This window comes from Halomonas sp. BL6 (assembly GCF_006228115.1).
GTDB classification, from domain to species: Bacteria; Pseudomonadota; Gammaproteobacteria; order Pseudomonadales; family Halomonadaceae; genus Vreelandella; species Vreelandella piezotolerans.
The window spans coordinates 153,508-179,013 of the sequence record NZ_VDGL01000003.1 but is presented as its reverse complement, the minus strand read 5'-3'; the positions used below and the strand labels follow the sequence as shown (position 1 = coordinate 179,013).

At 56.8% G+C, this 25,506-nt stretch carries 23 protein-coding genes and 5 tRNA genes; 10 read left to right on the top strand and 18 right to left on the bottom strand.

All coding sequences use genetic code 11. The annotated features are described in order from the left end of the window. Positions 1–99: 99 nt before the first annotated feature. Positions 100–789 carry a glutathione binding-like protein gene (locus tag FHJ80_RS07580; RefSeq protein WP_139526409.1) on the bottom strand — a complete coding sequence of 230 codons (690 nt, stop codon included), beginning with the start codon at positions 787–789 and terminating at the stop codon, positions 100–102. Between the two features lie 80 nt (positions 790–869). After that, entirely contained in the window at positions 870–1,562 is a 693-nt protein-coding gene (locus FHJ80_RS07575) for a glutathione S-transferase N-terminal domain-containing protein (RefSeq protein WP_139526408.1), read from the bottom strand. A gap of 361 nt (positions 1,563–1,923) precedes the next feature. Between FHJ80_RS07575 and FHJ80_RS07570 the strand changes: the two genes are divergently transcribed. Further along, positions 1,924–3,615: an L-lactate permease gene (locus FHJ80_RS07570; RefSeq protein ID WP_139526407.1), complete on the top strand. Its 1,692-nt coding sequence runs from the start codon at positions 1,924–1,926 to the stop codon at positions 3,613–3,615. Positions 3,616–3,689: 74 nt separating this feature from the next. Here FHJ80_RS07570 and FHJ80_RS07565 read toward each other — a convergent pair whose 3' ends face one another. The 9 genes from FHJ80_RS07565 to FHJ80_RS07525 all read right to left on the bottom strand — a co-directional run bounded on the left by FHJ80_RS07565 (position 3,690) and on the right by FHJ80_RS07525 (position 14,265). Continuing rightward, positions 3,690–4,214, bottom strand: a complete 525-nt coding sequence (locus FHJ80_RS07565; RefSeq protein WP_139526406.1) for a gamma carbonic anhydrase family protein — start codon at positions 4,212–4,214, stop codon at positions 3,690–3,692. A 28-nt stretch (positions 4,215–4,242) separates the two neighbouring features. Next, the gene (locus FHJ80_RS07560; protein WP_139526405.1) at positions 4,243–7,281 is read right to left on the bottom strand and encodes an FAD-binding and (Fe-S)-binding domain-containing protein; all 3,039 of its coding nucleotides are present in this window, start codon (positions 7,279–7,281) and stop codon (positions 4,243–4,245) included. A 16-nt stretch (positions 7,282–7,297) separates the two neighbouring features. Next, positions 7,298–8,521, bottom strand: a complete 1,224-nt coding sequence (locus FHJ80_RS07555; protein ID WP_139526404.1) for an alanine--glyoxylate aminotransferase family protein — start codon at positions 8,519–8,521, stop codon at positions 7,298–7,300. A gap of 107 nt (positions 8,522–8,628) precedes the next feature. Beyond that, positions 8,629–9,816 (bottom strand): CaiB/BaiF CoA-transferase family protein, encoded by a 1,188-nt coding sequence (locus tag FHJ80_RS07550; protein ID WP_139526403.1) that lies wholly within the window; start codon positions 9,814–9,816, stop codon positions 8,629–8,631. 52 nt (positions 9,817–9,868) lie between these two features. Further along, positions 9,869–10,675, bottom strand: coding sequence for an enoyl-CoA hydratase (locus FHJ80_RS07545; protein ID WP_139526402.1), 807 nt, complete (start codon positions 10,673–10,675; stop codon positions 9,869–9,871). 10 nt (positions 10,676–10,685) lie between these two features. Then, positions 10,686–11,969 (bottom strand): TRAP transporter large permease, encoded by a 1,284-nt coding sequence (locus FHJ80_RS07540; RefSeq protein WP_176558224.1) that lies wholly within the window; start codon positions 11,967–11,969, stop codon positions 10,686–10,688. 9 nt (positions 11,970–11,978) lie between these two features. Then, positions 11,979–12,539: a TRAP transporter small permease gene (locus FHJ80_RS07535; RefSeq protein ID WP_139526401.1), complete on the bottom strand. Its 561-nt coding sequence runs from the start codon at positions 12,537–12,539 to the stop codon at positions 11,979–11,981. Between the two features lie 69 nt (positions 12,540–12,608). Then, the gene (locus FHJ80_RS07530) at positions 12,609–13,586 is read right to left on the bottom strand and encodes a TRAP transporter substrate-binding protein (RefSeq protein WP_139526400.1); all 978 of its coding nucleotides are present in this window, start codon (positions 13,584–13,586) and stop codon (positions 12,609–12,611) included. Positions 13,587–13,791: 205 nt separating this feature from the next. Continuing rightward, positions 13,792–14,265 (bottom strand): heme-binding protein, encoded by a 474-nt coding sequence (locus FHJ80_RS07525; protein WP_139526399.1) that lies wholly within the window; start codon positions 14,263–14,265, stop codon positions 13,792–13,794. Between the two features lie 221 nt (positions 14,266–14,486). Between FHJ80_RS07525 and FHJ80_RS07520 the strand changes: the two genes are divergently transcribed. Next, on the top strand, positions 14,487–15,167 hold the full coding sequence (locus FHJ80_RS07520; RefSeq protein WP_139526398.1) for a GntR family transcriptional regulator: 681 nt from the start codon (positions 14,487–14,489) through the stop codon (positions 15,165–15,167). A 4-nt stretch (positions 15,168–15,171) separates the two neighbouring features. Here the strand turns inward: FHJ80_RS07520 and glcC are convergent, their stop codons facing one another. Further along, complete coding sequence (glcC, locus tag FHJ80_RS07515; protein WP_139526397.1) at positions 15,172–15,954, bottom strand: transcriptional regulator GlcC; 783 nt, start codon at positions 15,952–15,954, stop codon at positions 15,172–15,174. 213 nt (positions 15,955–16,167) lie between these two features. Between glcC and glcD the strand changes: the two genes are divergently transcribed. From glcD to FHJ80_RS07495, 4 genes are all read left to right on the top strand, one after another. Then, positions 16,168–17,667: a glycolate oxidase subunit GlcD gene (gene glcD, locus FHJ80_RS07510; RefSeq protein ID WP_139526396.1), complete on the top strand. Its 1,500-nt coding sequence runs from the start codon at positions 16,168–16,170 to the stop codon at positions 17,665–17,667. A gap of 17 nt (positions 17,668–17,684) precedes the next feature. Then, on the top strand, positions 17,685–18,785 hold the full coding sequence (gene glcE / locus FHJ80_RS07505) for a glycolate oxidase subunit GlcE (protein ID WP_139526395.1): 1,101 nt from the start codon (positions 17,685–17,687) through the stop codon (positions 18,783–18,785). Positions 18,786–18,799: 14 nt separating this feature from the next. Further along, complete coding sequence (gene glcF, locus FHJ80_RS07500) at positions 18,800–20,032, top strand: glycolate oxidase subunit GlcF (protein ID WP_139526394.1); 1,233 nt, start codon at positions 18,800–18,802, stop codon at positions 20,030–20,032. A gap of 81 nt (positions 20,033–20,113) precedes the next feature. Further along, positions 20,114–20,515 (top strand): heme-binding protein, encoded by a 402-nt coding sequence (locus FHJ80_RS07495; protein ID WP_139526393.1) that lies wholly within the window; start codon positions 20,114–20,116, stop codon positions 20,513–20,515. Between the two features lie 152 nt (positions 20,516–20,667). On the opposite strand, the gene FHJ80_RS07490 is transcribed toward FHJ80_RS07495, so the two are convergent. From FHJ80_RS07490 to FHJ80_RS07465, 6 genes are all read right to left on the bottom strand, one after another. Continuing rightward, positions 20,668–20,744 (bottom strand) — tRNA-Asp (locus FHJ80_RS07490). Between the two features lie 68 nt (positions 20,745–20,812). After that, positions 20,813–20,888 (bottom strand) — tRNA-Val (locus FHJ80_RS07485). Between the two features lie 51 nt (positions 20,889–20,939). Further along, a tRNA-Asp gene (locus FHJ80_RS07480) sits at positions 20,940–21,016 on the bottom strand. A gap of 35 nt (positions 21,017–21,051) precedes the next feature. Next, positions 21,052–21,128, bottom strand: a tRNA-Asp gene (locus FHJ80_RS07475). A gap of 46 nt (positions 21,129–21,174) precedes the next feature. After that, a tRNA-Val gene (locus tag FHJ80_RS07470) sits at positions 21,175–21,250 on the bottom strand. A 106-nt stretch (positions 21,251–21,356) separates the two neighbouring features. Continuing rightward, positions 21,357–22,076, bottom strand: coding sequence for an alpha/beta fold hydrolase (locus FHJ80_RS07465; RefSeq protein ID WP_139526392.1), 720 nt, complete (start codon positions 22,074–22,076; stop codon positions 21,357–21,359). Positions 22,077–22,266: 190 nt separating this feature from the next. Between FHJ80_RS07465 and ccoN the strand changes: the two genes are divergently transcribed. Genes ccoN through ccoP form a run of 4 tightly spaced genes read left to right on the top strand, consistent with a single transcriptional unit; the run spans position 22,267 to position 25,467 of the window. After that, on the top strand, positions 22,267–23,691 hold the full coding sequence (gene ccoN, locus FHJ80_RS07460; protein WP_139526391.1) for a cytochrome-c oxidase, cbb3-type subunit I: 1,425 nt from the start codon (positions 22,267–22,269) through the stop codon (positions 23,689–23,691). Between the two features lie 19 nt (positions 23,692–23,710). Beyond that, positions 23,711–24,319 carry a cytochrome-c oxidase, cbb3-type subunit II gene (gene ccoO, locus FHJ80_RS07455; protein WP_139526390.1) on the top strand — a complete coding sequence of 203 codons (609 nt, stop codon included), beginning with the start codon at positions 23,711–23,713 and terminating at the stop codon, positions 24,317–24,319. Between the two features lie 3 nt (positions 24,320–24,322). Further along, positions 24,323–24,541, top strand: coding sequence for a cbb3-type cytochrome c oxidase subunit 3 (locus FHJ80_RS07450; protein ID WP_139526389.1), 219 nt, complete (start codon positions 24,323–24,325; stop codon positions 24,539–24,541). Next, positions 24,538–25,467: a cytochrome-c oxidase, cbb3-type subunit III gene (ccoP, locus tag FHJ80_RS07445; protein ID WP_139526388.1), complete on the top strand. Its 930-nt coding sequence runs from the start codon at positions 24,538–24,540 to the stop codon at positions 25,465–25,467. The genes FHJ80_RS07450 and ccoP overlap by 4 nt, the downstream gene beginning before the upstream one ends. Positions 25,468–25,506: the final 39 nt, after the last annotated feature.

The window sequence follows — 25,506 nt, the reverse complement described above, 5'->3', positions numbered from 1 at the left end:
ACAAAGCTAGCAGCGCTTTTTGTGCAGCGCAACATGATTTTTGGTCATACTGCGCTTGCTCATCTGTCGTTCTCTCGGACGCTCGAAAAGGCCGTTTGATTAACGATTTCCAAACAGGTGCTTACGAGCTTCAGCATCCATCGTCACGCCTGACTCGGGGTTCACATCTTCCACTAAGGCATAGGCTTTACGCACGGCGGGGCGTTGCGAGACGTCGTCGAACCAGCGTTCAAGATCGGGAAACTCCTCAAGCGTTTGGCGCTGCTTCTCCCAGGGAACGATCCAGGGATAAATCGCCATATCGGCAATGGAGTAGCGGTCACCGCCAACAAAATGCTGCTGGGAAAGCCGCTGATCCAGCACGCTATAAAGACGATTGGTCTCACGCACGTAACGCTCGATGGCGTACTCGATTTTTTGCGGCGCGTAGTGGCAGAAGTGGTGATTCTGCCCCGCCATGGGACCCAGTCCGCCCATTTGCCAATGCAGCCACTGCAGCACCACGTAACGTTCGCGCCCTTCTGTCGGTAGAAACTGGCCCGTCTTGTCGGCGAGATACTCCAAAATAGCGCCAGATTCGAATAGCGCCATGGGTTGGCCGCCATCTTTCGGGGCATGGTCCACGATGGCTGGGATACGGTTATTCGGCGCAATGGTCAAAAATTCAGGGTCAAATTGCTCCCCCCGACCAATATTGATCGGCTTGACGCGATACGCCAGTTTGGTCTCTTCGAGCATGATGGAGATTTTGTGGCCGTTCGGGGTTGTCCAGTAGTACAGGTCGATCATCGCCATCTCCTTTCACACCAACGACCTAGGTCGTTGGTGTTGCCTGTGGGTCGTCTGACGGCTTATGGCCGTCTCAACGATTATAGATCACGAACAGTGACGGCCTTGCCTGCCACTGAATCGTGCACCTCTAGCATACGCTTGAACCAAGCCGCGACAGGGTCTTTTTCATCCACTAGTGTTTCGGTTGAAACGGTGTAGGCCCACATCATGCTGCCAAACAGCAAATAATCGGCACCGCTTGGGGTATCGCCATCTAAAAACGGGCTCTCTTTCAACTGAGCATTCACCGGTACCAGCGCTTGCTTCAACAGGTGTCGCCCCTGCTCAGGATCGTTGACGGCCTCTAAAGTAGCTCCAAAGCGCGCCTCACGTGTTTTACGAAAGTAATCACGATCCTCAGGATGAATCGCGGCTAACAGATCTAACGCAACGATCTTGAATAGCGCAGGAGTAATGCTCCGCTCTACCGACTGCTTGAACAGCATCAAGCGCTGCAGACTCATCCCTTCACCCACCACGGGGGCATCTGGGTAAGCGCGGTCTAAGTAGCGCATGATGTCAAAGCTATCGGTGACCACGTTGTCACCATCCGTCAGCACGGGAACTTTGTCGTAATCGGCAAACGCGAGCGCCTCTTTTTCCTGAAAGCGCCAAGCCACGGTGGTGACCTCCAAGCCTTTGTGGGCCAGCGTCATACGTACACGCCAACAATAGGGAGAAAAACGCAGGCGTTCGTCACGGCCGCACAGGTCATAAAGGGTGATTGCCATCGAGTCATACTCCTTTTGTCATTGGGGGGCATCGCCACTACAGTGAGTCTAAGTGATCGACAGCGCAAGCGGCGCGTTTGGCGATGTCGGTGCAAGCGCTTCACACTGTCTATTAGTCTAATGAGGCCCACCTAGCTAGCATGCTAACGCAAACTTTAAAGCTCCATAAAAACAACATCTTATTTTAAAACGACCGCTTGGTTCCCATGCTATCTTGCGCCTATTTACTGGTAAGACCAATTTTCCAATGTAGTCATTCAGCCTGCCTGACCGTATCTTTCACGCTGACCCAACTATCATTGCAATGACAAGTTGGCTTTCGCGGAGCATACCAAATCAATAACAAGGGGCCGTTCCTCCCATGAATGAATCTATACTCGCTCTTCTGGCGTTTCTGCCGCTGTTGCTAGCCGGAATATTGCTCATAGGCTTTAAGATTCCGGCCAAAATAGCGATGCCAATTGTCTTCCTCACGGCAGCCATCATTGGTCTGACCGCCTGGGATATGTCGTTTAGCCGCGTGGCGGCATCCACGGTACAGGGTCTTATCCAAACCGCTGGTCTATTGTGGATTATCTTCGGCGCCATCTTGCTGCTCAACACGCTCAAGCACTCGGGAGGCATTACCGCGATCCGTAACGGCTTCTCGGGCATCAGCCCTGACCGCCGCGTACAGGCGTTGATCGTTGCTTGGCTGTTTGGTTGCTTCATCGAAGGCGCTTCCGGTTTCGGCACACCGGCGGCTGTCGCCGCTCCGCTGATGGTAGCGCTGGGCTTCCCGGCGCTAGCCGCGGTGGTCGTGGGCATGATGATTCAATCCACGCCGGTATCGTTTGGCGCTGTGGGCACGCCGATCGTCGTGGGTGTCGGCAGCGGCTTGAACCGTGCTGACATTACTGCTCAGCTGGAAGCGAACGGCTCCACCTGGGACGTGTTTTTTCAACAGGTGACCAGTTCGGTGGCGATCACCCACGGTATCGTGGGTATTTTGATGCCGCTAATCCTCGTGCTGGTAATGGTGCGCTTCTTCGGTGCCAACCGCTCTTGGAAAGAGGGGCTCTCGATTGCACCGTTTGCCATCTTCACGGGTGTCTCTTTCGTGGTGCCCTACATGCTAGTAGGCGTACTGCTTGGCCCGGAGTTCCCCTCCATGATTGGGGCAATGGTGGGCTTGGCCATCGTGGTGCCTGCTGCTCGTAAAGGCTTCCTGCTGCCCAAAGAGACCTGGGACTTCCCTGAATCGACCTCGTGGCCTGATGAGTGGATCGGTAATCTGCAAATCAAGCTCGACGATGTGGCCGGTAAAGCCCCAATGTCCACCTTCAAAGGCTGGGTACCCTATGTACTGCTAGCACTGTTCCTGGTGGCCTCTCGTACCATCGAGCCACTGCGGGCGGCGTTGACCTCGGTTAACCTGAACTGGGCCAATATCTTCGGCGAAGCAGGCGTGAGCGGTGGCGTTCAACCACTTTATCTGCCGGGCGGCATCATCCTAGCCGTCGTATTCATCACTTACTTCCTGCATAAGATGAACCCTCGCCAGATGAGCGCAGCAGTCTCCGAGTCCACCAAGACCATTTTCGGAGCTGGTTTCGTACTGATCTTTACCGTGCCGATGGTGCGGATTCTGATCAACTCTGGTGTTAACGGTGCCGACTTAGTCTCGATGCCGGTCATGATGGCGCAAGCAGTGGCTAACGGTGTGGGCGGTATCTACCCGTTCTTTGCGCCTGCCGTCGGGGCAATGGGGGCTTTCATTGCGGGCTCCAATACGGTGTCTAACCTCATGCTGGCAGAATTCCAATTCAGCATCGCTGAAACACTGGGACTATCAACGGCCATGATGGTGGCACTGCAAGCCGTTGGTGCTGCGGCAGGTAACATGATCGCTATTCACAACGTGGTGGCAGCATCAGCGACCGTTGGTCTCTTGGGACGCGAAGGTACCACCATTCGTAAAACGATCATCCCGACCATCTACTACCTGGTATTCACCGGCGTTATCGCGATGATTGCGTTTTATGTTTTAGGGGTGACAGATCCGTTGATGTAGTCCTCTTCTCAACCCCGTAAAACGATTTACCCCCAGGCATTGCCTGGGGGTAAATTTTTTACGACTTACTCACCTCAACCAATCCGCTTCAGAGTCGTTGCATGCTGCTGGCCTCGAATCACATAGCTTTGCGCATTGAGCTTCAGTGCTTCCACCGCCTCCGCCGTCAGCTCTCTGACCACTTTGGCGGGTGAACCGACGATCAACGAGTTTGGCGGAAATACCGCCCCTTCCTTGATGAAGGCCCCCGCGCCTACCAAGCTGTTCTCGCCAATCACGGCGCCGTTGAGCACTACCGCCTGAATGCCGATCAAACAGCCCTCCCCTACGGTACAGCCATGCAGCATCGCCTGGTGCCCGACGGTCACCCCCTTTCCTACCTTCAGCGGGTAGCCGGGGTCCGCGTGCAGCACGGCGCCATCTTGAATGTTGCTCTCTTCACCGATGTCCAGATGGTCGCTGTCGCCGCGCAATACGGCTTGATACCACACGCTAGCGCGAGCCTTCAGGGTAACCTGACCGATGACGTCCGCCGTGTCGGCAATGTATACGTCTTCATGAATAGCGGGCTGATGCTCGCCAAATTGATAGATGGCCACGTAACGCTCCTTTTGTTGGTTATCGCTATCAGGCTAGCGCTTGCGCCAGCAGACGAGCAACGTGAATCGCTTGGCGTCCGCTGCCATCCTGAATTTGATGGCGACAGCTGGTGCCATCGGCCACCAACACCGCCTGCTCATTCGCGCTTCGCACGGCAGGCAACAGCGTCAGCTCTGCCATTTTCATCGAGGCTTCGTAGTGTTCGGCTTCGTAGCCAAAACTGCCTGCCATGCCGCAGCAGGACGACTCGATCGTCTCGACCGCCACGCCAGGAATCCAGCTCAGCACTTGTTCTACCGGACGCAACGCATCAAACGCTTTCTGGTGGCAGTGGCCATGCAGCATCACGCGCTGGCCTTCCATGGGCTTGAGCGTTAACGACAGCGCTCCTGTCGAGTGAGCATGTAGCAAAAACTCCTCAAACAGATAGGCAGCTTCCGACAATGCCTGCGCCTGTTCGCCAAAGCCATACTGCAAGAATTCATCACGCATGCTGAGCAAACACGAGGGCTCCAACCCCACCACGGCCACGCCACGCTCCACGAACGGCATCAGGAAATCCAGCGTGCGCTGTGCCTCGGCCTTGGCTTTCTCGAACTGGCCCGAAGAGAGGTAGGTGCGGCCACAGCAGAGCGGCCGCTGACCTTGGGTCACGTTAAGATGAACCTGATAACCAGCGGCCTCCAGCACTCGCTTGGCGGCGGAGGCATTATCGACCTCCATATAGTTATTGAAGGTATCCACAAACAGCAGGACTTCTTTCTCTGCAATCGGCCTCTCTGCAATCGGCCTCTCTGCAGTTGGCCTCTCAGCGGTTGACGAAGAGGCCGCCGTCGCCAGGAAGTTGCCGTTAAACGCGGGGAGCGCTCTTTGCGGGGCGAGCTTGAGCGCCTGCTTGATGCGCTTCGCCAGCCAGGGAGCCCGTTCGATACCGTTCACCAAACCTGAGAACCGGCTAGCCCAAGGGGCGTAACGGGGCATTTCGCCGACCATGCGATCACGCAACGTGAGGCCTTTGGCACGCACTCGAGCCGCCCGCGCTTCGATCTTGAACTTGGCCATATCAACGCCCGTGGGGCAGTCGCGTTTGCAGCCTTTACAAGAAACGCATAGGTCCAGCGCTTCTTTTACATCATCGCTGGCGAGTCCTTCATCCCCCAACTGCCTCGAGAGCACTTGCCGTAATGTATTCGCTCTGCCCCGAGTCAGGTGCTGCTCCTCTTTGGTGATGCGGTAGCTTGGGCACATGGTGCCTGCATCGAACTTGCGACAGTGGCCGTTGTTGTTGCACATCTCAACCGCCATGGCCAAGCCATGGGTCGTGTCTCCAGCACTGCCAGGAGGCGTTTGCTCACCCGTGAGCGGATCTCGCTTCACGTTCCAGGAGGACCAATCGAATACCGGTGTCATCGGAATACGCTGATAGGTGGACGGAAAACGGAAGTAGCGCTCGTCATCCATTTTCGGGGTATCGACGATTTTTCCAGGATTAAGCAGGTTCTGCGGATCAAAGAGCTGTTTCACTTCGCGGAAAGCATCATTGATGGTCTCGCCAAACTGCCAAGCAACCCACTCGCCACGGCAAATACCGTCGCCGTGCTCACCCGAGTATGCGCCCTTGTACTCACGTACCAGCGCAGAGGCCAGCTCTGCGATTTCACGCATTTTTTGCGCCCCGTCGCGGCGCATGTCCAGAATGGGGCGAACGTGTAGCGTGCCGACCCCCGCATGGGCGTACCAAGTGCCCTCCGTGCCATAGCGATTGAATACCTCGGTGAGCTTTGCGGTGTACTCGGCAAGGTGCTCAAGGGGAACGGCACAATCTTCGATGAAGGAGACCGGCTTACCATCGCCTTTCATGCTCATCATGATATTGAGCCCAGCCTTGCGCACGTTCCACAGCGCTTTCTGCTCGGCCGCCTCCGGCATATTCACCACGCTGCCGGGCAGTCCTAAATCACTCATCAACTCATTCAAGCGGCGTAACGCTTCAAGCTGGTCATCTCGGTCTTGCCCGGCAAACTCCACCAGCAAAATGGCTTCCGGCTTGCCGATCAGCGCTTTTTCGATCACCGGTCTGAACGCCGGATTCTCAAGCGAGAGCTCAATCATCGTGCGGTCGACGAGTTCGACCGCCATCGGCCCCAGCTTGACGATATGCTGGGTAAAATCCATGGCTTGATAGAACGTGGGGAAGTTGACGACCCCCAGCACTTTTTGTTCGGGGAGCGGCGACAGCTTCAGCTTGATACGGCGGCTTACCCCGAGCGTTCCTTCAGAGCCGATAAGCAAGTGCGCTAAATTCGCCCGCCCATTCGAGTCATAGGGGATAGGGTTTTGGCAGTCGAACAGGTCGAGGTTATAGCCCCCCACGCGGCGCAACACTTTGGGAAAGTGGTCGCGAATATCATGGCCGATCCGCTCGGCAATGGCTTTTACCTGCTGGGCAAGTTGGTGTTCTCTTGTGCCCTCAGCGAACCCATCCACAAAGCTGAAATTCACGTCGCATCCATCGGCCAGCGTGGCTTCGATGCCCTCGACGTTGTGCACCATGTTGCCGTAGTAAATAGAGCGCGACCCGCAGGAGTTGTTACCTGCCATACCGCCAATGGTGCACTGGGCACTGGTGGAGACATCCACCGGATACCATAGCCCATGGGGCTTGAGCCAAGCATTGAGATGATCCAGCACCATGCCTGGCTCCACCACCACGGTGCGTGCGTCGGGGTCGAACTCCACCACTTGGTTCAGCCAGCGCGTGGTATCGATGACCAATGCCTCACCCACGGTTTGACCACACTGGCTGGTGCCTGCCCCACGTGCCAACACCGGCACGTGGGCGTCACGGGCAATGTCCAGGGCAATTTTCAAATCTTCCTGATGGCGTGGGAGTATCACGCCCACGGGGGTTACCTGATAAATGGATGCGTCAGTGGCATAACGCCCCCGAGTCGCCTGATCAAATAAGACATCGCCTGTGAGCTCTCGTGAAAGCCGTTCAGCCAGACCGCTGATCGGCTTGATCTTGGCATCTCTAGGCGCAGGTTGGCTGGTCAGTGACGTCATGACACTTCTCCCCTTTTTAACGCGCCTGATGGTCGCTTGACGCTTGCAACGGGTTTGCCGCGAAGTACTCCAACGCTGCCAAGACACCGCTGCCGCGCAGTGAAACGCCTGCCAGCTTCATGCCCGCTTCGCAGCCGCCCAGCGTGGCAATCAGGGTCAAGTCGTTGCAATCCCCCAGGTGCCCGATCCGGAACATCTTGCCTTTCGCCTTGCCAAGGCCCATTCCCAGCGACAGGTCAAAACGCTCATAGATGATCTTGCGCACGGCATCCGCATCCACGCCTTCCGGCATCACCACCCCGGTGAGTACCGGGGAGTACAGCGCGGGGTCCTGGCACTGAATCTCCAAGCCCCACGCTTGTACCGCCGCACGCACCCCTGCCGCCCAGCGCTGGTGGCGGGCCAGTACCTGTGGCATACCCTCATCCAGCAGCATGTCGAGCGCCTCGTTAAGGCCGTACAGCAAGTTGGTGCTGGGGGTATAGGGCCAATAGCCGTTCTGGTTGGCTTCCAGGATTTCATCCCAGGCCCAGAAACTCTTGGGCAGCTTGGCCTGTTTGCTCACCTTGATCGCTTTGGGTGAGAGCGCATTGAAGCTGATGCCCGGTGGCAGCATCAGACCCTTTTGTGAGCCGGACACCGTGACATCCACGCCCCACTCATCGTGGCGGTAATCGGCACTGGCCAACCCGGAAATAGTATCCACAATCAATAAGGCCGGATGATTGGCCTCATCGATGGCGCGACGAACCGCTGCAATGTCACTGGTGACCCCCGTGGAGGTTTCGTTGTGCACCACACAGACCGCTTTGATCTCGTGCTCGGGGTCGTCTTTTAGCCGCTCTTTGATCATCTCGGCCTGCACGCCTTGGCGCCAGCCTTCATACCCCGGCAGACCAATGAATTCCGGCGTTAGATCCAGACGCAGCGCCATCTTGTGCCACAGCGTAGCGAAGTGGCCTGTTTCGAACATCAGCACCCGGTCGCCAGGCGACATGGTGTTGGCAAGCGCCGCCTCCCATGCGCCCGAGCCTGAGGCGGGGTAGATCACTACCGGGTGCTCGGTCTTGAATACCTGCTTGGTCTTGGCCAGCAGTTCGCGGCCCAGCGCGCCGAACTCTGGCCCGCGGTGATCGATCGTTGGGAGGCTCATGGCGCGCAGGATGCGGTCGGGCACCGGCGATGGGCCAGGAATCTGCAGAAAATGACGACCGGAGGGGTGAAAATCTAGCTTCAACATGATGTCGCTTCCTCATTGTTGTTGTAATGCGGTTGTTGTGATGCGGTTATCGCGAAACAGCACGGCACTAAATTGGATAATGAATTCAAACTGAATTTTTAAAAAAACTACTTTATGCACCCTTCGGCACGCAGTGTGTCACGCTCTTCATCCGACAGGCCCAATTGCTCGAGCACCTCGTCGGTATGCTGAGCAAAGAGCGGCGCTGAAGAGCGGATCTGAGCAGGTGTGCGTGAGAACTTGCTGGGAAAGCCGATGGTTTTCATTTTGCCGATCACCGGATGGTCCATCTCCTCCACCATGCCACGGGCCAAGTAGTGCTCATCCTGCATGGCCTGGGCAAAGTCATTGATGGGGCCTGCCGGTACGCCTGCGGTATCGCAGAGTGTCAGCCACTCATCGACGGTCTGGTGGGCCATCAGCTCTTCGAGCAGCGCCTCCAGTTCATCCACATGCTGGCCACGGTCATGGTTGGTCAGAAAGCGGGGGTCTTCCATCAGTGCGGGACGTTTCAATACATCGCCGCAAAACCGCTCCCAGGTTCGTTGGTTGGCGCAGCCCAGCATCAAATAACCATCCTTGGCCTTCACCGCCTGATAAGGCGCAGACACCCGATGGCGCCAGCCAGTGGGGCCAGGCACGGTGCCTTCAGAGAAGTAAGCCGCCGCTTCCCAGGTAAACCAGGGCAACCCGCATTCGGTAATGGCGATATCGATATGCTGCCCTTCCCCCGTCTTCATCTTGTGGATGTGGGCGGCCAAAATCGAATAGACCGCCGTGATGCCACCGCCAATGTCGTAGACCGCGATACCGGTTTTTAGCGGGCGCCGCCCGGCTTCGCCGGTCATCGACATCAGCCCAGTCATGCCTTGCGCCACCAGATCGAATCCGCCTCTGTGGCTGTAGGGCCCGGTTTGGCCATACCCCGAAATGGAGCAGTAAACGATACCTGGGTTGATGGCTTTGATGGTGTCGTAGTCGATCGACAGTGACTGGGTGACCCCCGGCCGATAGTTCTCGACGATGACATCCGCATCGGCTGCCAGTCGATAAAAGATCTGGCGGGCACGCTCGTCTTTCAGGTTGAGTGAAATGCTTTTCTTGTTGCGGTTGATTTGCGAAAAGCAGGTCGACTCGCCGTTCACATACGGCCCCATCTGACGGCTGTCATCACCGCCATTGAGCTTCTCTACTTTGATGACCTCGGCCCCCATATCCGCTAGCACCATGGTGCAGTAAGGACCAGCCATGATTTGTGACACATCGAGGACTTTTATATCTTGTAAAGGAAGCATGCGCTTTCCTCCTCAAGCCTGTGATAGGCATCTACTGAGCAGAGCGGCAGCCTTACTGGCCGCGCCACTCAAAAGGCGTTTTATTGACGAATTTGTTCACCGCTGCCGAGAAATCCTGGCTCAGGTAGCAAGTGGCCACCCAATCGTCGCTGGCATCGGCCGGGAGCCGCCGCTGGGCCTGCACGCGATTGATCAGCGCCTTGCTGGCCTGCAGGGTCAGGGGTGCATATTTGGCAAATTCGGCGGCAATGGTGGCAACTTCGGCGTAGATATCCGCCCCATCGAACAGCTGATTGACCAAACCCGCGCCCAGCGCCTCTTCTGCCGTCACCAGTTTCGCCATCATCAACACTTCTTTCGTGCGCGGGATACCGACCATATCCACCAGTCGAGACACATTGGAAATGGAGAGCGTATTGCCCAGCGTCTTGGCAATGGGCACGCCAAATTTCAGCGTGTCGGTGGCATAGCGAAAATCACATACCAGCGCCAACGCCGCGCCACCGCCTACACAGGCCCCTTCGATCAGCGCCAGCGTGGGTTTCGGAAAGGCTTCCAGCTTTCCCACCACGCGGTCGATGCGCCGCTCGTAGCCAATGGCATCCTCCGCTTCCGCAAAATGTGCAAACTGGGTGATGTCGGTACCCGCCACGAAGGCTTCCCCGCCGACACCGTGAAGCACCAGGGCGTGGATCTCGGTATCGTCGGCTAACGTGTCGCAGTAGTACTCCAAGGCGTTGTACATTTCCCACGTCATGGCATTGCGGCTTTGGGGACGGTTGAACCCTAACCAGGCCACACCGTCTTTCACCTCGAAGCGCACACTCTCAGTGGTGGGTGCTTGTCGTTGCTGTGTCATGGAGCACCCCTTATCCGTAGATGAAGTTGACCAGTGCCAGGGCAAAGGCAGGAATGTAGGTATTGATCATCAAAATCGTGAACAGTACGGCAATAAACCATAGATTGGTTCTGGACGTGGCCCAGATGTCTGATTTCGCAATGGAGCAGGAGGCAATCAATACGCTGGCAACCGGCGGGGTCTGCTGCCCAATGGCCAGGTTCAGCGTGACGATCAGACCGAAGTGCAGCGGGTCGATACCCACTTCCAGTACCAGCGGCAGCACGATAGGGACGACCAGAATGATGGCGGCTGCCGAGTGCAGGAACACACCGAGAATCAGGAAGATGATGTTCAGCAGTGCCAGGATCACATACTTGTTGCTGGTCAGGTCGCTGATTTGCAAAGCAATGGCCTGAGGAATACGGGTTTCGGTCAGATACCCGCCCACCACCGCAGACGCCGCCACGAGCAGCATGACGACGGCAGTTTGCACACCCGCGCTTTTGCACGAGTCGATGAAGTTCTTGAGGGTAAACTCGCGATAGACCACCGCACTGATGAAGATGGCGACACACACTGCCAGCGCAGCACCTTCCGTCGCCGTCACGAAGCCGCCGAAAATCCCACCCAGAATGATGACCGGAATCAACAGCGCCCAAACGGCCTCTTTCAGTGCCTTCCAGAGTTGCGACACCCGGAAACGACCTTCAGAGGGGAAGTTGTACTTACGCGCCAGGTAGTAGCACATGGCCGCCAAGCCCATCGCCCCCAGCAGGCCAGGAAAGATACCGGCCACGAACATCTGAACGACCGACTCACCCGACATGACCGCGTACAGAATCATGGGTATGGAAGGCGGAAGGATAATTGCCAGACTGGCCGCCGAAGAGGAAATCGAGGCGGCAAACTCTTTGGAGTACCCCTTCTTGCGCATGGCAGGAATCAAGATACTGCCAATCGCCGACACGCCCGCCACCGATGACCCGGAAATTTCGGCAAAGAACACCGACGCACCGATGGTCACCATCGACAGGCCACCCTTGATGAACCCCACCATGGCCATGGCCAGATCGATCAAGCGTCGCGAGATGCTGGAGGCGTTCATGATGGCACCTGCCAGAATGAACAGCGGGATGGCAATCAACGGAAAGTTGGTTGCCCCCTCGAACATCGTCATACCCACCGTCGGCATCGCCATGCTGCCGTAGGTAATGAAGGTGGCGATCGTCCCCACCAATGCCAGAGCGACCGCCACCGGCACATTGATCAAGATCAGCGCAATCAGTGCAATGAAGATATAGAGAATGATCATGATGGTTACTTATCCTCGCGGCTGGGTGCTAACGGCTTCAATGTCGTCGGCATCGATACCGGCCTCTTCAAGCTCGTGGTCGATGAAGCCTTTGCCGCGGGCACTTCTCACTATGTCGGGTAGCCGTAGCAGCTCCGCGATGATGAACAGCACCGATGCAATGGGAATGGCCGACTGCACCACTTGCATGGAAATAGCCGGCAGACTCACCATGTTCATGCCGTCGAGAATCAGCATGACTTGATAGCTCGCCAGCCCCAGAAATATGAAAAAACCAATGGTGATCGCTTCGGCGAGTAATGCGACTGGCACACGAATGGAGGGCGGACACATATTCAGTACACTAGGACATGTAATGTGAGCCCCTTTAGCGGCCGCCAAAGCCGCCCCGTAATACGTTACCCAAGCTAATAGAACGGCCGCCAATTCGTCATACCAACTCAACGGAGAACCTAAATAGCGAGAAACGAAGCCAATGGTGACCACCCCCGCTAACGCAATCACCAACACCACAACGATACCTTCAAGAAATGCAAAGTAAGCATTCTTGAATTTGGTATAAGCGCTCATTGAAACCTCCTTTAGGAAGAGACGCCCACCTCCAAAGAGGTGGAACGCCGCTTCGAGATGATGGCTTGGTTATTCGCGCAGGGCAGCGACGGCATCCAGCATTTCCTGGCCGCCTTCGACATCATTGGCAAAGGTGTCATAAATGGACTGAGAGGCGGCCACGAAGGCATCGAAGTCTACTTCGTTCACTTCCATTCCCGCATCACGCATCAGAACCAACGTCTCATCATCCAGACGCTGCCCCTCTTCCAGAGCAAAGTCTTCGAGTTCAAGAGCGACTTCCTGCAGCACGTTACGGACATCGTCAGGTAGGCGATTCCAACTGGCACCGGCGGTTAAATAGGCGGGGGTATAAACGTGATTGGAAATAGAGAGATAGTCTTGCACTTCGTGAAAACGCGAGGAGTAGGTTTGAATCAGCGGGTTCTCTTGACCATCCATGGCTCCTGTCTGCAGGGCCACGAATACTTCGGAGAGCGACATGGGAGAAGGCGCGGCACCATAGCTGCGGAACATCTCTATCCGCCAAACACCGCTCGGGGTGCGTAATTTGATGCCGCCAAGATCTTCAGGAGTGGTAATAGGGCGTACGTTATTGGTGATTTGGCGGAAGCCATTTTCCCACACGGCAATAATGTTAAAGCCCTTGGCTTGGGCCGCCTCATAGAGCGGGCCACGGACGACTTCATCGCGAACGCGTTTCATGTGCTCGCGATCCTCAATCAGATAAGGCATTTCAAACAGTGCAAACTGCTCGGCTTCTGAGCTCATGACCGTTGAGGGAATCGCAAGATCGAGCGAACCAAGACGCAGACGACGCATCATGGACTCGTCGCTACCTAACTGGCTATTGCCATAGACATTCACTTCGGCAGCGCCGTCCAAGCGTTCATTGGCCAGCTCAGCAAAGCGGTTAGCAGTAATTTCGAACAGCGAGCCAGGCCCACCGACGTGGCCAAGCCTCACCTCGAGGTTAGCGCTGGCAACCGATGCGTGTAGCCCGAAGGTAACGGCAGCTGCCGCTAGCGCAGTCTTGATAAATTTCATGAGGTACTCCAAGTGAACCGTTGTTGTTGTTGGGTCTTCACCATTTCAATTTGAATTCAAAATTCAAAATTAGGTATTAAACTTTCGTCTTGAAGCAGCCTCCTAAGCGTCAACTTACTGATACACCTAGCATTTAAAAAAAGTGATGACATAAAAAAAGCAGCGTTCGACGAACGCTGCCTGCTTGAACGACCACCTCGTTGGCCTAATGCTCTTCGCCACCGGGCGCTAACCCCCAGTGCAAATCGGCCGCTTTGATACCGGCAATGGCGACTTGCTGATCCTCTTCTGACGAAGCGCCACTCACCCCCACGGCACCTATGACACATTGCTCTCCATCAAGAATAGGCACGCCTCCCGCCACCGGCACAAAATGCCCTTTCGAAGCCGCTGCAACGCTAGCAAGAAACGCAGGGCGTTCGATATTGCGTTCACCAATAATGCCGCTGGCAATGCCCATACCCAGTGCGGCGTGTGCTTTTCCCTGAGCCACCGGAAAACGTAGTGGCGCGCAGCCATCTTCACGCTCGGCAGCCACCAGATGGCCACCTCCATCCAGCACTACGAGCGTGAGAGGCGGAAGACCGACTTTTCTCGCCTGTGCCCTCGCCCCGTCTAAGATGGCTCTGGCCTGCTCTCGACTCAACTGAACGCTACACATGAAAATATTCATTGCCATACATTGGCTCCTACATGGTTATTGATTGTTATGGGGAGCAGTTGGGTCACTGCCGCCTATCTAGCATAGCTCGACTTGCTACAATTGAATTCATAATTACTTTTGCGAATCATACAAAGAGTCGCCAATATAAGCGTATGGCTTTGTGTTCAAATGGTGTTTACAAAGCGGCACCCGTCGCTTGGTGGATACCAAGCGGATACACAAGAAGGGACAGAACAATGACGAAAATTTTACAGCGTAATCTTTATCGTGAAGTCGCTGACCGCATTGGTGAGCTGATTGAGCACGGTGAACTGGCCCCGGGTGAGCGGATCTCAGAAAAGCAGCTTTGCGAACGGTTCGGCGTATCACGCACGCCGCTTCGAGAAGCACTCAAGGTGCTGGCCACAGAGGGGCTTATCGAGCTGCTGCCCAATCGAGGTGCGCGGGTGGTGCGCTTGACGTTCAAAAAAGTGAAAGATACCTACGACTTAATGGCAGCATTGGAAGGTTTGTCCGGCGAGCTCGCCTGCCAGCACATCAGCGACGCTGAAATTGCGGCTATACGTGCCTTACACGATGCCATGCTCGAACACTATCGCCATCGAGATCTGGCCACTTATTTCGAGATCAACCAGCAGATCCATGAAAGCATTTTGGCCGCTTCGCGTAATGAGGTGTTGCAAGAGATGTACAGCAACCTCAGTCAGCGCGTAAAGCGAGTGCGCTACTCGAAAAAAATGACCCAAAAATTTTGGAGCCAAGCCGTTCAAGATCACGAGAACATGATCTCCGCGCTCGAGCAGCGCGACAGTAAACGACTTGGGCAAATTTTACGCGACCACCTGTGCAACAAGCTGGAAGTGGCCACCTTGGCAGGCGTCATTGAGGATGACAGCCTGAGTGCGGCCAACGCTTAACCTGCTATTGCCACTGTTCGAGGCGCATTGCTGAACGCTCTAAACGATCATGCTCCGCTTCTAGCTCACGAAGTAGCTCGCTGATACTGGTCAAGTGTTCCAACGCAATCTGTCGCGCCTGCTCGGCATCACCACTTACCACCGACTCATGCAGCCGAGCGTGCTGTTGATTGATCATCTCGCGAGGACCAGGCCGATGGTAGAGATGCTTTACCGAAGCAAACACGGAGCTGAGCAGCAAATCGGTCAAACTCTGTAAGGTATGCACCAAAACCGGGTTATGGGAAGCTTGCGAAATGGCGAGGTGAAACGCATGGTCTAGTCGAGCCAGATGCTCTACCTCTAACTCATCTGGCGAGGCAGCAGCATACGCCGCCATTTCGCGGTAGCGGCGAGTGATCAATACTCGATCCATCGATGTTCCCCGCCGTGCGGCCAGATAGGCGGATTCTCCCTCCAATAAGGCACGCACTTCGAGCAAATCAAACAGGGTACGCGGATGGTCGTTAAACAGGTGCATCAGCGGGCTTTGCTGGTGCATGGGGAGCAGCGACGCCACGGTCGAGCCGTGACCCTGGCGGGTATTGATAATGGCTTTACTGCGCAGAATGCGCAGCCCTTCCCGCAGCGAAGCCCGCGAAACGCCTAGTCGTTCGCACAGACGCCGCTCGGAAGGCAGCAACTGCCCAGGCCGAAAAACACCTTCCAGTATCAACTCTTCCAGGCGAGCAGCCACATGCTCGGGCGTGCGCCGCCCCATGGAGATATCGTCTCTGCTAAACGCCATACGCCGCTCCCTTGGATCAATTGGCCATCTCAACTGTGTAAGACCAAGTCATTCAGGCTCTTCTTCAAACTTACCACCGCCCTACTATCGACCAATTACTGGTCAGACCATTGCACCACAACCTAGACAGGCGCACAAAAAAAGCTCAAATTGAGCGCCATGGTAAAGCAACGCTACCGTTACTTTTAATGATAAAAACTTAGGGATGTCGTTATGAATATCCTTTTCGACGAGCGCCTCGATGGCGAGCTTGTCCACCGTGATAAAGCTGACGTACTCAGCGACCTGCAAGGCGCTGTCCCCTCTTTGACGCTATTGCATCGCGAGGAAGATTTACGTCCTTTCGAGTGCGATGGCCTCGCCGCCTATCGCGTGCTGCCCATGTTGGTGGCGCTACCGGAAACGCTGGAACAGGTCGAAGGCCTGTTGAAGCGCTGCCACGCGCTGGGCGTACCGGTGGTTACCCGCGGCGCAGGCACCGGCCTGTCCGGCGGTGCGCTACCGCTCGAACAGGGCGTGCTGCTGGTCATGTCGCGGTTCAACCAAATTATTACCGTTGACCCCGACGCGCGCATTGCCCGCGTGCAACCAGGAGTGCGCAATCTTGCCATTTCAGAGGCGGCCGCCCCTTACGGGCTCTACTACGCCCCGGACCCCTCCTCACAAATTGCCTGCTCGATTGGCGGCAACGTGGCTGAAAATGCAGGCGGCGTGCACTGTCTGAAGTATGGTCTTACCGTGCATAACGTCATGCGCGTGGATGTCCTGACCATTGAAGGCGAACGTATGACGCTGGGCTCTGAAGCCCTGGATGCCCCCGGTTTCGACCTTCTGGCTTTGATGAACGGGTCAGAAGGCATGCTAGGCGTGGTCACGGAAATTACCGTGAAGCTGCTGCCCAAGCCGGAAACCGCCAAGGTATTGATGGCCAGCTTCGATGATGTGGAAAAAGCGGGCCGCGCGGTGGGCGACATCATTGCCGCAGGCATTATCCCCGGTGGCCTGGAAATGATGGATAAGCTCGCCATCAAAGCGGCGGAAGATTTCATCAAGGCAGGCTACCCCGTGGAGGCCGAAGCCATTCTGCTCTGTGAGCTGGATGGTGTGGAAGCCGACGTGGACGACGACTGCGAGACCGTGCGCCGCGTACTGGAAAAGGCTGGCGCCACTAACATTCAACAGGCACGTGACGAAGCCGAGCGCGCCAAGTTCTGGGCCGGGCGCAAGAATGCCTTCCCTGCCGTAGGCCGCATGTCGCCGGACTACTACTGCATGGATGGCACCATTCCCCGCCGCGAGCTGCCGCGCGTGTTGAAAGGCATTGCCGCACTTTCAGAAGAGAGCGGCCTGCCCGTGGCCAACGTCTTCCACGCGGGTGACGGCAATATGCACCCGCTGATCCTGTTCGATGCCAACAAAGAGGGTCAGCTTGCCCTGGCGGAAGACGTAGGCGGCAAGATCCTGGAGCTATGCGTGGCCGCCGGTGGCTCGATTACCGGCGAGCATGGCGTAGGTCGCGAAAAAATCAACCAGATGTGCAGCCAGTTCCAGCCCGATGAGCTGACGGTCTTCCACGCGCTGAAAGCGGCGTTCGACCCCAAACGGCTGCTCAACCCAGGGAAAAACATTCCAACCCTGGCGCGCTGTGCCGAATTTGGCGCGATGCATGTGCATAACAACGAGTTACCGCATCCGGAGCTGCCACGCTTCTGATGCTATAAGGAACCACCATGACCGAACTAGCGATACACGCTGCCGACCGAGACATTGCCATTGAGCTGAGCGAACAGGTTCGCAGCGCCTACCACGACCGCACTCCGCTGCGCATCGTGGGGGGCAATACCCGGGCCTTTTATGGTCGTCCGGTGGAAGGCACGGAACTCAGCGTCGCTGCCCATAGCGGCATCGTCTCTTACGACCCTATAGAACTCGTCGTCACGGTTCGGGCAGGCACCCGCCTGAGCGCGCTGAACGCGGCGCTGGCAGAAAAACATCAGATGCTGCCTTTCGAGCCGCCCATTTTTGGCGACGCCAGCACCATTGGCGGCGCGGTGGCCACCGGTATGTCCGGCCCTCGTCGCCCTTGGGCAGGTGCCGCACGGGATTTTGTCCTGGGCACTCGAGTGATTACCCAAGAGGGCAAACTGCTGCGCTTTGGCGGCGAAGTCATGAAAAACGTGGCGGGCTATGACCTGTCCCGCATGATGGCAGGTGCCCAGGGCACGCTGGGCGTGCTGGCCGATATCTCGTTTAAGGTGCTGCCCATTCCCACCGCCAGCCACAGCCTGCGCCTTGACATGGGCTTGCAAGATGCCTTAGCGAAGCTCTCTGAGCTTGGCCGCCAGCCATTGCCCATCACCGCTGCGGCATGGCACGCAGGCGAGCTTTTTATTCGGTTGGAAGGCGGTGAAAGCTCCGTCAAGGCCACCAAAGAGCGCCTAGGCGGTGAAGAACTATCTGCGGATTTCTGGCAACAGCTGCGTGACCAGCAGCATGGCTTTTTCAGCCTCAATGAAGAGCAAGCACTGTGGCGCCTCTCGCTACCGCCCCATACCCCAGCGCTAGAACTCGCCGTTGATGAAAGCGATATCTTCTATGATTGGGGCGGCAGCCAACGCTGGGTGAAAACCGCACTACCCGCAGACACGCTGCGCGATGCATGCCAGAAGGCCGGTGGCCACGCTACCTGCTATACCCCGCATGCCCAAGGGGGTGCAGAGTCACCCTTTACGCCACTGAATCCTGTGGTCGAGAAGTACCATCGCAACCTGAAGGCCGAGCTGGATGCCCACGGCATTTTCAACCCTGGTCGTCTTTATGCGGCATTTTAATCAGGAGAGCTGACATGCAGACGCACTTTACCGATGCCGACCGCCAGAAACCGCATATCCAGGAAGCCGAGCGCATTCTGCGCACCTGCGTACACTGCGGCTTTTGTAACGCCACCTGCCCTACCTATCAGCTACTGGGCGATGAGCGAGACGGACCGCGCGGGCGCATCTACTTGATGAAAGAGTTGCTGGAGAGCCGCGATGACGATGACCAAGTCACCGAAGAGACTCGTCTTCACCTCGACCGTTGCCTAACCTGCCGCAACTGTGAGACGACCTGCCCCTCTGGCGTGGAGTACCACAAACTTTTGGACATTGGCCGCGCCGAAATCGACCGCCGCGTGCCGCGACCAGCCGCCGAGCGCGCCCAGCGCTATGCGCTGCGCAAAATGCTGGTGGACCCGAAACGCTTCAAAGCGCTACTAACGCTAGGGCAAACCTTCAAGCCTCTAGTGCCCGGCAAACTGCGTAGCAAAATGCCGCCCGCACCGGTCGATGCAGGCCAGCGACCCAACAGCCAGCGCCATGCCCGCAAGGTGTTGATTCTAGAAGGCTGTGTGCAGCCCGGCCTGTCGCCCAACACCAACGCAGCCACGGCGCGCCTGCTCGACCGTTTGGGCATTAGCGTCACACCGATTAGTGAAGCTGGCTGCTGTGGTGCTATCGACTTCCACCTCAATGCCCAAGAGGCGGGCCGCGAGCGGATGCGCGCCAACATCGATGCCTGGTGGCCGCAAATCGAGCAGGGCGCCGAAGCCATCGTACAAACCGCCAGCGGCTGCGGCGCGTTCGTCAAAGAGTATGCCGACATGCTCAAGGACGACCCCGCCTACGCTGAAAAGGCCAAAAAAGTCAGCGCACTGGCGAAGGATATCGTCGAAATACTGCGCGACGAGCCGCTCGAGGCGCTGCAGCTTAAAGAGCACCAGCGCCTAGCCTTCCACTGCCCCTGCACGCTGCAGCACGCCCAGAAACTCAACGGCGCAGTGGAAGGCGTGCTTAGCAAACTCGGCTTTGCACTAACGCCCGTGAAAGATGCTCACCTGTGCTGCGGCTCAGCAGGCACCTACTCGGTCACACAGCCAGAGCTCGCCACTCAGCTGCGCGATAACAAGCTGAATGCGCTGGAGGCAGGCAACCCTGAGGTGATCGTGACCGCCAACATCGGCTGTCAGACGCATCTCGCCAGCGCCAACCGAACGCCGGTACGTCACTGGGTGGAAGTCGTGGACGCTGCCCTGGTATAAACCTCTAACACTTGCGGCGCTCGGCACAACGCTAACCGTCGTGCGCCTCGCTTCACCCCCGATGACAAAAAGGAATCTTCGATGCAAACCAAAGCTGTTTTAGGCCAAGCCGACGTTATCCAAGTTCTCGACGCTGCCCAGAAAGAAGCTGACAACAACGGCTGGCCGGTCACCATTGCCGTTACTGACGATGGTGGCCACCTACTGGCACTGCGCCGTTTAGACGGTGCTGCCCCGTTCAGCGCCGATGTTGCTACCCAAAAAGCGCGTAGCGCGGCCCTGGGTCGTAAGGAGACGCAAGTGTTTGAAGAGATGATTAACGGTGGCCGTACGGCGTTTGTCTCTGCACCGCTACAGGGTCTGCTATCTGGCGGCGTGCCGATCATCGTGGATGGTCACGTCGTCGGCGCTGTCGGCATCTCTGGCGTCAAGCCAGATCAAGACGTGCAAATTGCCAAAGCAGGCGTCAGCGCGATCGCCTAACGCTTACCTAGTCAGTAACAGCAGCGTGCAGCGCATTGACTGCACGCTGTTCGTTAACGTGTGGTGTACACGCAATAAAAAAGCCCGAATCATAGATTCGGGCTTTTGGGAATTTGTTCGGCTTTATCAAACGATTGCCGATGAGTGCTTAATGGCGGACCGGACGAGACTCGAACTCGCGACCTCCGGCGTGACAGGCCGGCATTCTAACCGACTGAACTACCGGTCCACTATAAGACACATAACCATTCAACAAACAATTTAAGCGGTTCAGGGGCGCATAAATGTGAAACTGAATGGTGGGTGGTACTGGGTTCGAACCAGTGACCCCCAGCTTGTAAGGCTGGTGCTCTCCCAACTGAGCTAACCACCCGAAATACTGAAAGCTCATTGCTTATCAATATTGCTACTTATCAAGTTATCGTGGCGGACCGGACGAGACTCGAACTCGCGACCTCCGGCGTGACAGGCCGGCATTCTAACCGACTGAACTACCGGTCCGAATAGCGATAACCAACTGCAGGCTTATATGATGATGGCGGACCGGACGAGACTCGAACTCGCGACCTCCGGCGTGACAGGCCGGCATTCTAACCGACTGAACTACCGGTCCACTAATGCATCATTAACTGCGTTACGTTTCCAGGGCACCAAATAAGTGGTGGGTGGTACTGGGTTCGAACCAGTGACCCCCAGCTTGTAAGGCTGGTGCTCTCCCAACTGAGCTAACCACCCGCTGGTCACGTGGCGCTGCATTCTACAGAAGCCTGCTTGAATGTCAACACATCGTGTTTAAATTTTTGATTTAAACCAGTGTGCTGCACCTACTCAAGGCAACCGCTTACTGAGCGCGGACGAAGGATGCCGCAACTATGGCGGCTTCGTCAATCAAAACCTGTTGATTGACGCCAGAACGTCGTCGCGGCTTAAAGTCATGGTCACCATCGGTGAGCCAATGAATGCGTAGCGAGTCAGGTAACGCATAACAGGCTACCTCTTCACGCGTGCCGAATGGGTCACGCTCACCTTGTAGAATGAGCATGGGCACCGAGAGATGAGAAAAGTGGCCGGTGCGAAGTGACTCAGGCTTTTTGGGAGGGTGAAATGGATAGCCTGCTGCGATGACGCCTGCGCAAGGATATTGGGTGGCAAGCAGCGAGGCCACTCGACCGCCCATCGATTTCCCCCCCAACCAAAGTGGCGTATCGTGCAGCGGCGCGAGCAAGTCATACCAAGCGGCAAAATGATCGACCGATGTCGCCACGGGCGGTGGAGGCCGACGTTTCGCTTGCTCGCTCATCTGCTGCATATAAGGAAAGTCGATGGCCCAGACTTGAAGCCCTTGGCTAACCAGCATCGCGGCAAATTGCCGCATGAAATCGGACAGGTGACCTGCACCAGCACCATGGGCCAGAAGAATTCTTCCCCCTACGGGCATTCCCGAAACGCTCACCGGTCCAACACCCTCCACGACGAACCGCTGAACTGCGGGGCTAGCGGGCCGTCCCTTTAGGTCATTTGGAGCGACAGCCTCGAAACCATGGTCGGCGTAATACGACACCCTGCTCTCCTAATAATTCAGCGTTACATCCATTGGCGTGTTCAGCTTAGGGCGCGGCTGCGATAGAATCTAGGCCGGATCTTGACCTGCATCATCAAGCGGGTGGCCGCACCCGTGCACAATGCGATGGCAGCGTGCGATTGCAAAATGCCACGGGTTACCCCCTAACCGCGTTCGATGGGAACATGAAATGAGCACAGCATTGGAACACCCGACCTACAATTACAAGGTAGTTCGGCAGTTCGCGATTATGACCGTTGTGTGGGGCATCGTAGGTATGACGCTTGGCGTTATCCTTGCCTCCCAGCTGGTCTGGCCGCAACTGAACCTCGGCCTACCTTGGACGAGCTTCGGGCGTCTTCGTCCGTTACACACTAACGCCGTTATTTTCGCCTTTGGTGGTTCAGCGCTCTTTGCGACGTCTTACTACGTCGTGCAGCGTACCTGTCAGACTCGCCTGTTCTCTGACAAGCTCGCAGCATTCACCTTTTGGGGGTGGCAAGCGGTGATCCTGTCGGCGGTAGTCTCTTTACCGCTGGGCTACACCACGACCAAAGAGTACGCAGAGCTCGAATGGCCGATCAACATCCTGCTGGCGGTGGTGTGGATCAGCTATGCGATTGTGTTCTTGATGACGATCAAAAAGCGCACCACGTCGCATATCTATGTGGCCAACTGGTTCTTTGCTGCGTTCATTTTGACGGTTGGCGTTCTGCACATCGTGAACAACGCCGCGATCCCCGTCACGCCCATGTACTCCACCTCCATTTATGCCGGTGCCGTCGATGCCATGGTGCAGTGGTGGTACGGCCACAACGCGGTGGGCTTCTTTCTGACGGCGGGCTTCCTGGGCATGATGTACTACTTCGTACCCAAGCAGGCTGAGCGTCCGATCTACTCTTATCGTTTGTCCATCGTCCACTTCTGGGCGCTGATCATGATCTACATGTGGGCGGGCCCGCACCACCTACACTACACCGCACTGCCGAACTGGGCGCAGTCGCTGGGCATGATCATGTCGATCATTCTGCTGGCACCGTCTTGGGGCGGCATGATCAACGGTATGATGACCCTATCGGGCGCTTGGCATAAGCTGCGCACCGATCCGACCCTGCGCTTTTTGGTCGTCGCGCTGTCGTTCTACGGCATGTCGACGTTCGAAGGCCCGATGATGGCGATCAAGACCGTCAACGCGCTATCGCACTACACTGACTGGACCATCGGTCACGTCCACTCAGGCGCACTGGGCTGGGTAGCGATGATCACCATCGGCTCCATGTACCACCTGATCCCGCGTCTGTTTGGCCGCACCGAAATGTACTCCGTCAACCTGATTGCCGTGCACTTCTGGCTAGCGACCATCGGCACCGTACTCTACATTGCCGCCATGTGGGTCAACGGCATCATGCAGGGCCTAATGTGGCGCGCCATCAATGCTGACGGCACGCTAATGTACACCTTCGTGGAATCGGTCGAGGCCAGCGGCCCAGGCTATTTCGTGCGCATGGTGGGTGGCCTTTTCTGGGTAACCGGTATGCTCTTGATGGCCTTCAACGTGTATATGACCGTGAAGCGCCGCGAAGCCATTGGCCTCACTGCGCCACAAGCCGCCTAAACCGGGGAAGTTAAGACCAATGAAACACGAGATTGTCGAAAAGAACGTTGGCCTACTCGCCGTATTGATCCTGGTCGTGATCAGCTTTGCCGGTTTGGCCGAAGTCGTTCCGCTGTTCTTCCAAAAACAAACCACCGAGCCGGTCGAAGGGCTACGCCCGCTGACGGCGCTCGAATTGGAAGGTCGCGATATCTACCGCCGCGAAGGGTGCGTGGGCTGCCACTCACAGATGATCCGCCCCTTCCGCGCGGAGACCGAGCGCTACGGCCACTACAACGTTGCCGGCGAGCAGGTGTATGAGCACAATTTCCTGTGGGGCTCCAAGCGCACTGGGCCAGACCTGGCGCGCGTAGGCGGTCGTTACAGTGATGATTGGCACCGAGCCCACCTCTACAACCCGCGCGATGTGGTGCCAGAATCGATCATGCCAGCCTACCCCTGGCTGTTTGAGCGTACCCTCGACGGCGAAGCCACACCGGATAAAATGCGCACCCTGCGTCAGCTCGGCGTGCCCTACACCGATGAGGACATCGCCAATGCTACCGCTGACGTACGCGGCACCCAGGAAATCACTGCCCTGGTCGCCTATTTACAACAGTTAGGAACCGTGCTCGAGGGCACACGTTAAGTTATGGATACGGGAACTTTCCGCGGCCTGATCACGCTGATTTTGATCTTCGCTTTTATTGGCATCTTTTTCTGGGCCTACTCGAAGCGACGCAAGCCAGACTTCGACGAAGCGGCTAACCTGCCCTTTGCCGACGATGATGAGCAGCCGACCCGTGACAAGCATGCTTCGACCAAACACGAAGCGGATTCCCGCCACGACAGGGGAGATAAGAATAGATGAATAATTTATGGGGTGACTCCCTATCCAGCTTCTGGAGCGCCTGGATCATCGTCATCACACTGGGCACGATCGCGCTAAGCGTTTGGATTTTGCTAGCCAACCGCCGCACCGACAAAACCCCAGACGCCGATGGCAATGTCGAGACCACTGGCCACGCAGCTGATGGCATCGAAGAGTATGACAACCCGCTGCCACAGTGGTGGTTCAAACTCTTCATCTTGACCGTGGTGTTTGCGCTCGGCTACTTGGTGCTCTACCCCGGCCTGGGTAACTATGCCGGTATCCTGGGCTGGTCCCAGGAGAGTCAGTGGGAAGAGGAAGTGGCCGAGGCCGAAGAGCGCTTCACGCCCATTTTTGCTCAGTATCAGGAAGTGCCCATCCCCGAGCTGGCGCGTGATGGTGACGCCATGCAGGTGGCCGAGCGTATCTTCCTGAACAACTGTGCCGTGTGTCACGGCTCGAACGCCCAAGGCGGCTACGGCTTCCCCAACCTGACCGACGATGACTGGCTTTACGGTGGCGAACCCGAGAACATTCTGACCACGCTGAACAACGGCCGTAACGGCCTGATGCCGTCCTGGCAGCAGCTCGGTGAGAACAACATCGAAAACCTGACTCAGTACGTGCTGTCACTCTCCGGTGAGGAGCATGACGCCGAGCGCGCTGCCAGTGGTGAAAGTACCTTCCTGGCCGCCTGTGCGGCGTGCCACACGCCCAGCGGCACGGGGAACACTGCGCTTGGTGCGCCGAACCTGACCGACGACGTGTGGCTCTACTTGGCCCCAGGCCAAAGTGTGGCCGACTCGATTCGTCAAACGCTGCGTAACGGCCGTAACGGCCACATGCCTGCCCAGGCAGCGTATATCGGTGAGGAACGCGTCCATCTCGTCGCCGCTTACGTGTATAGCCTGCGCTTCAACGACTAGTCCCGTTGACAGGCGTTTAACGCAAGCGTGAACGAAGGG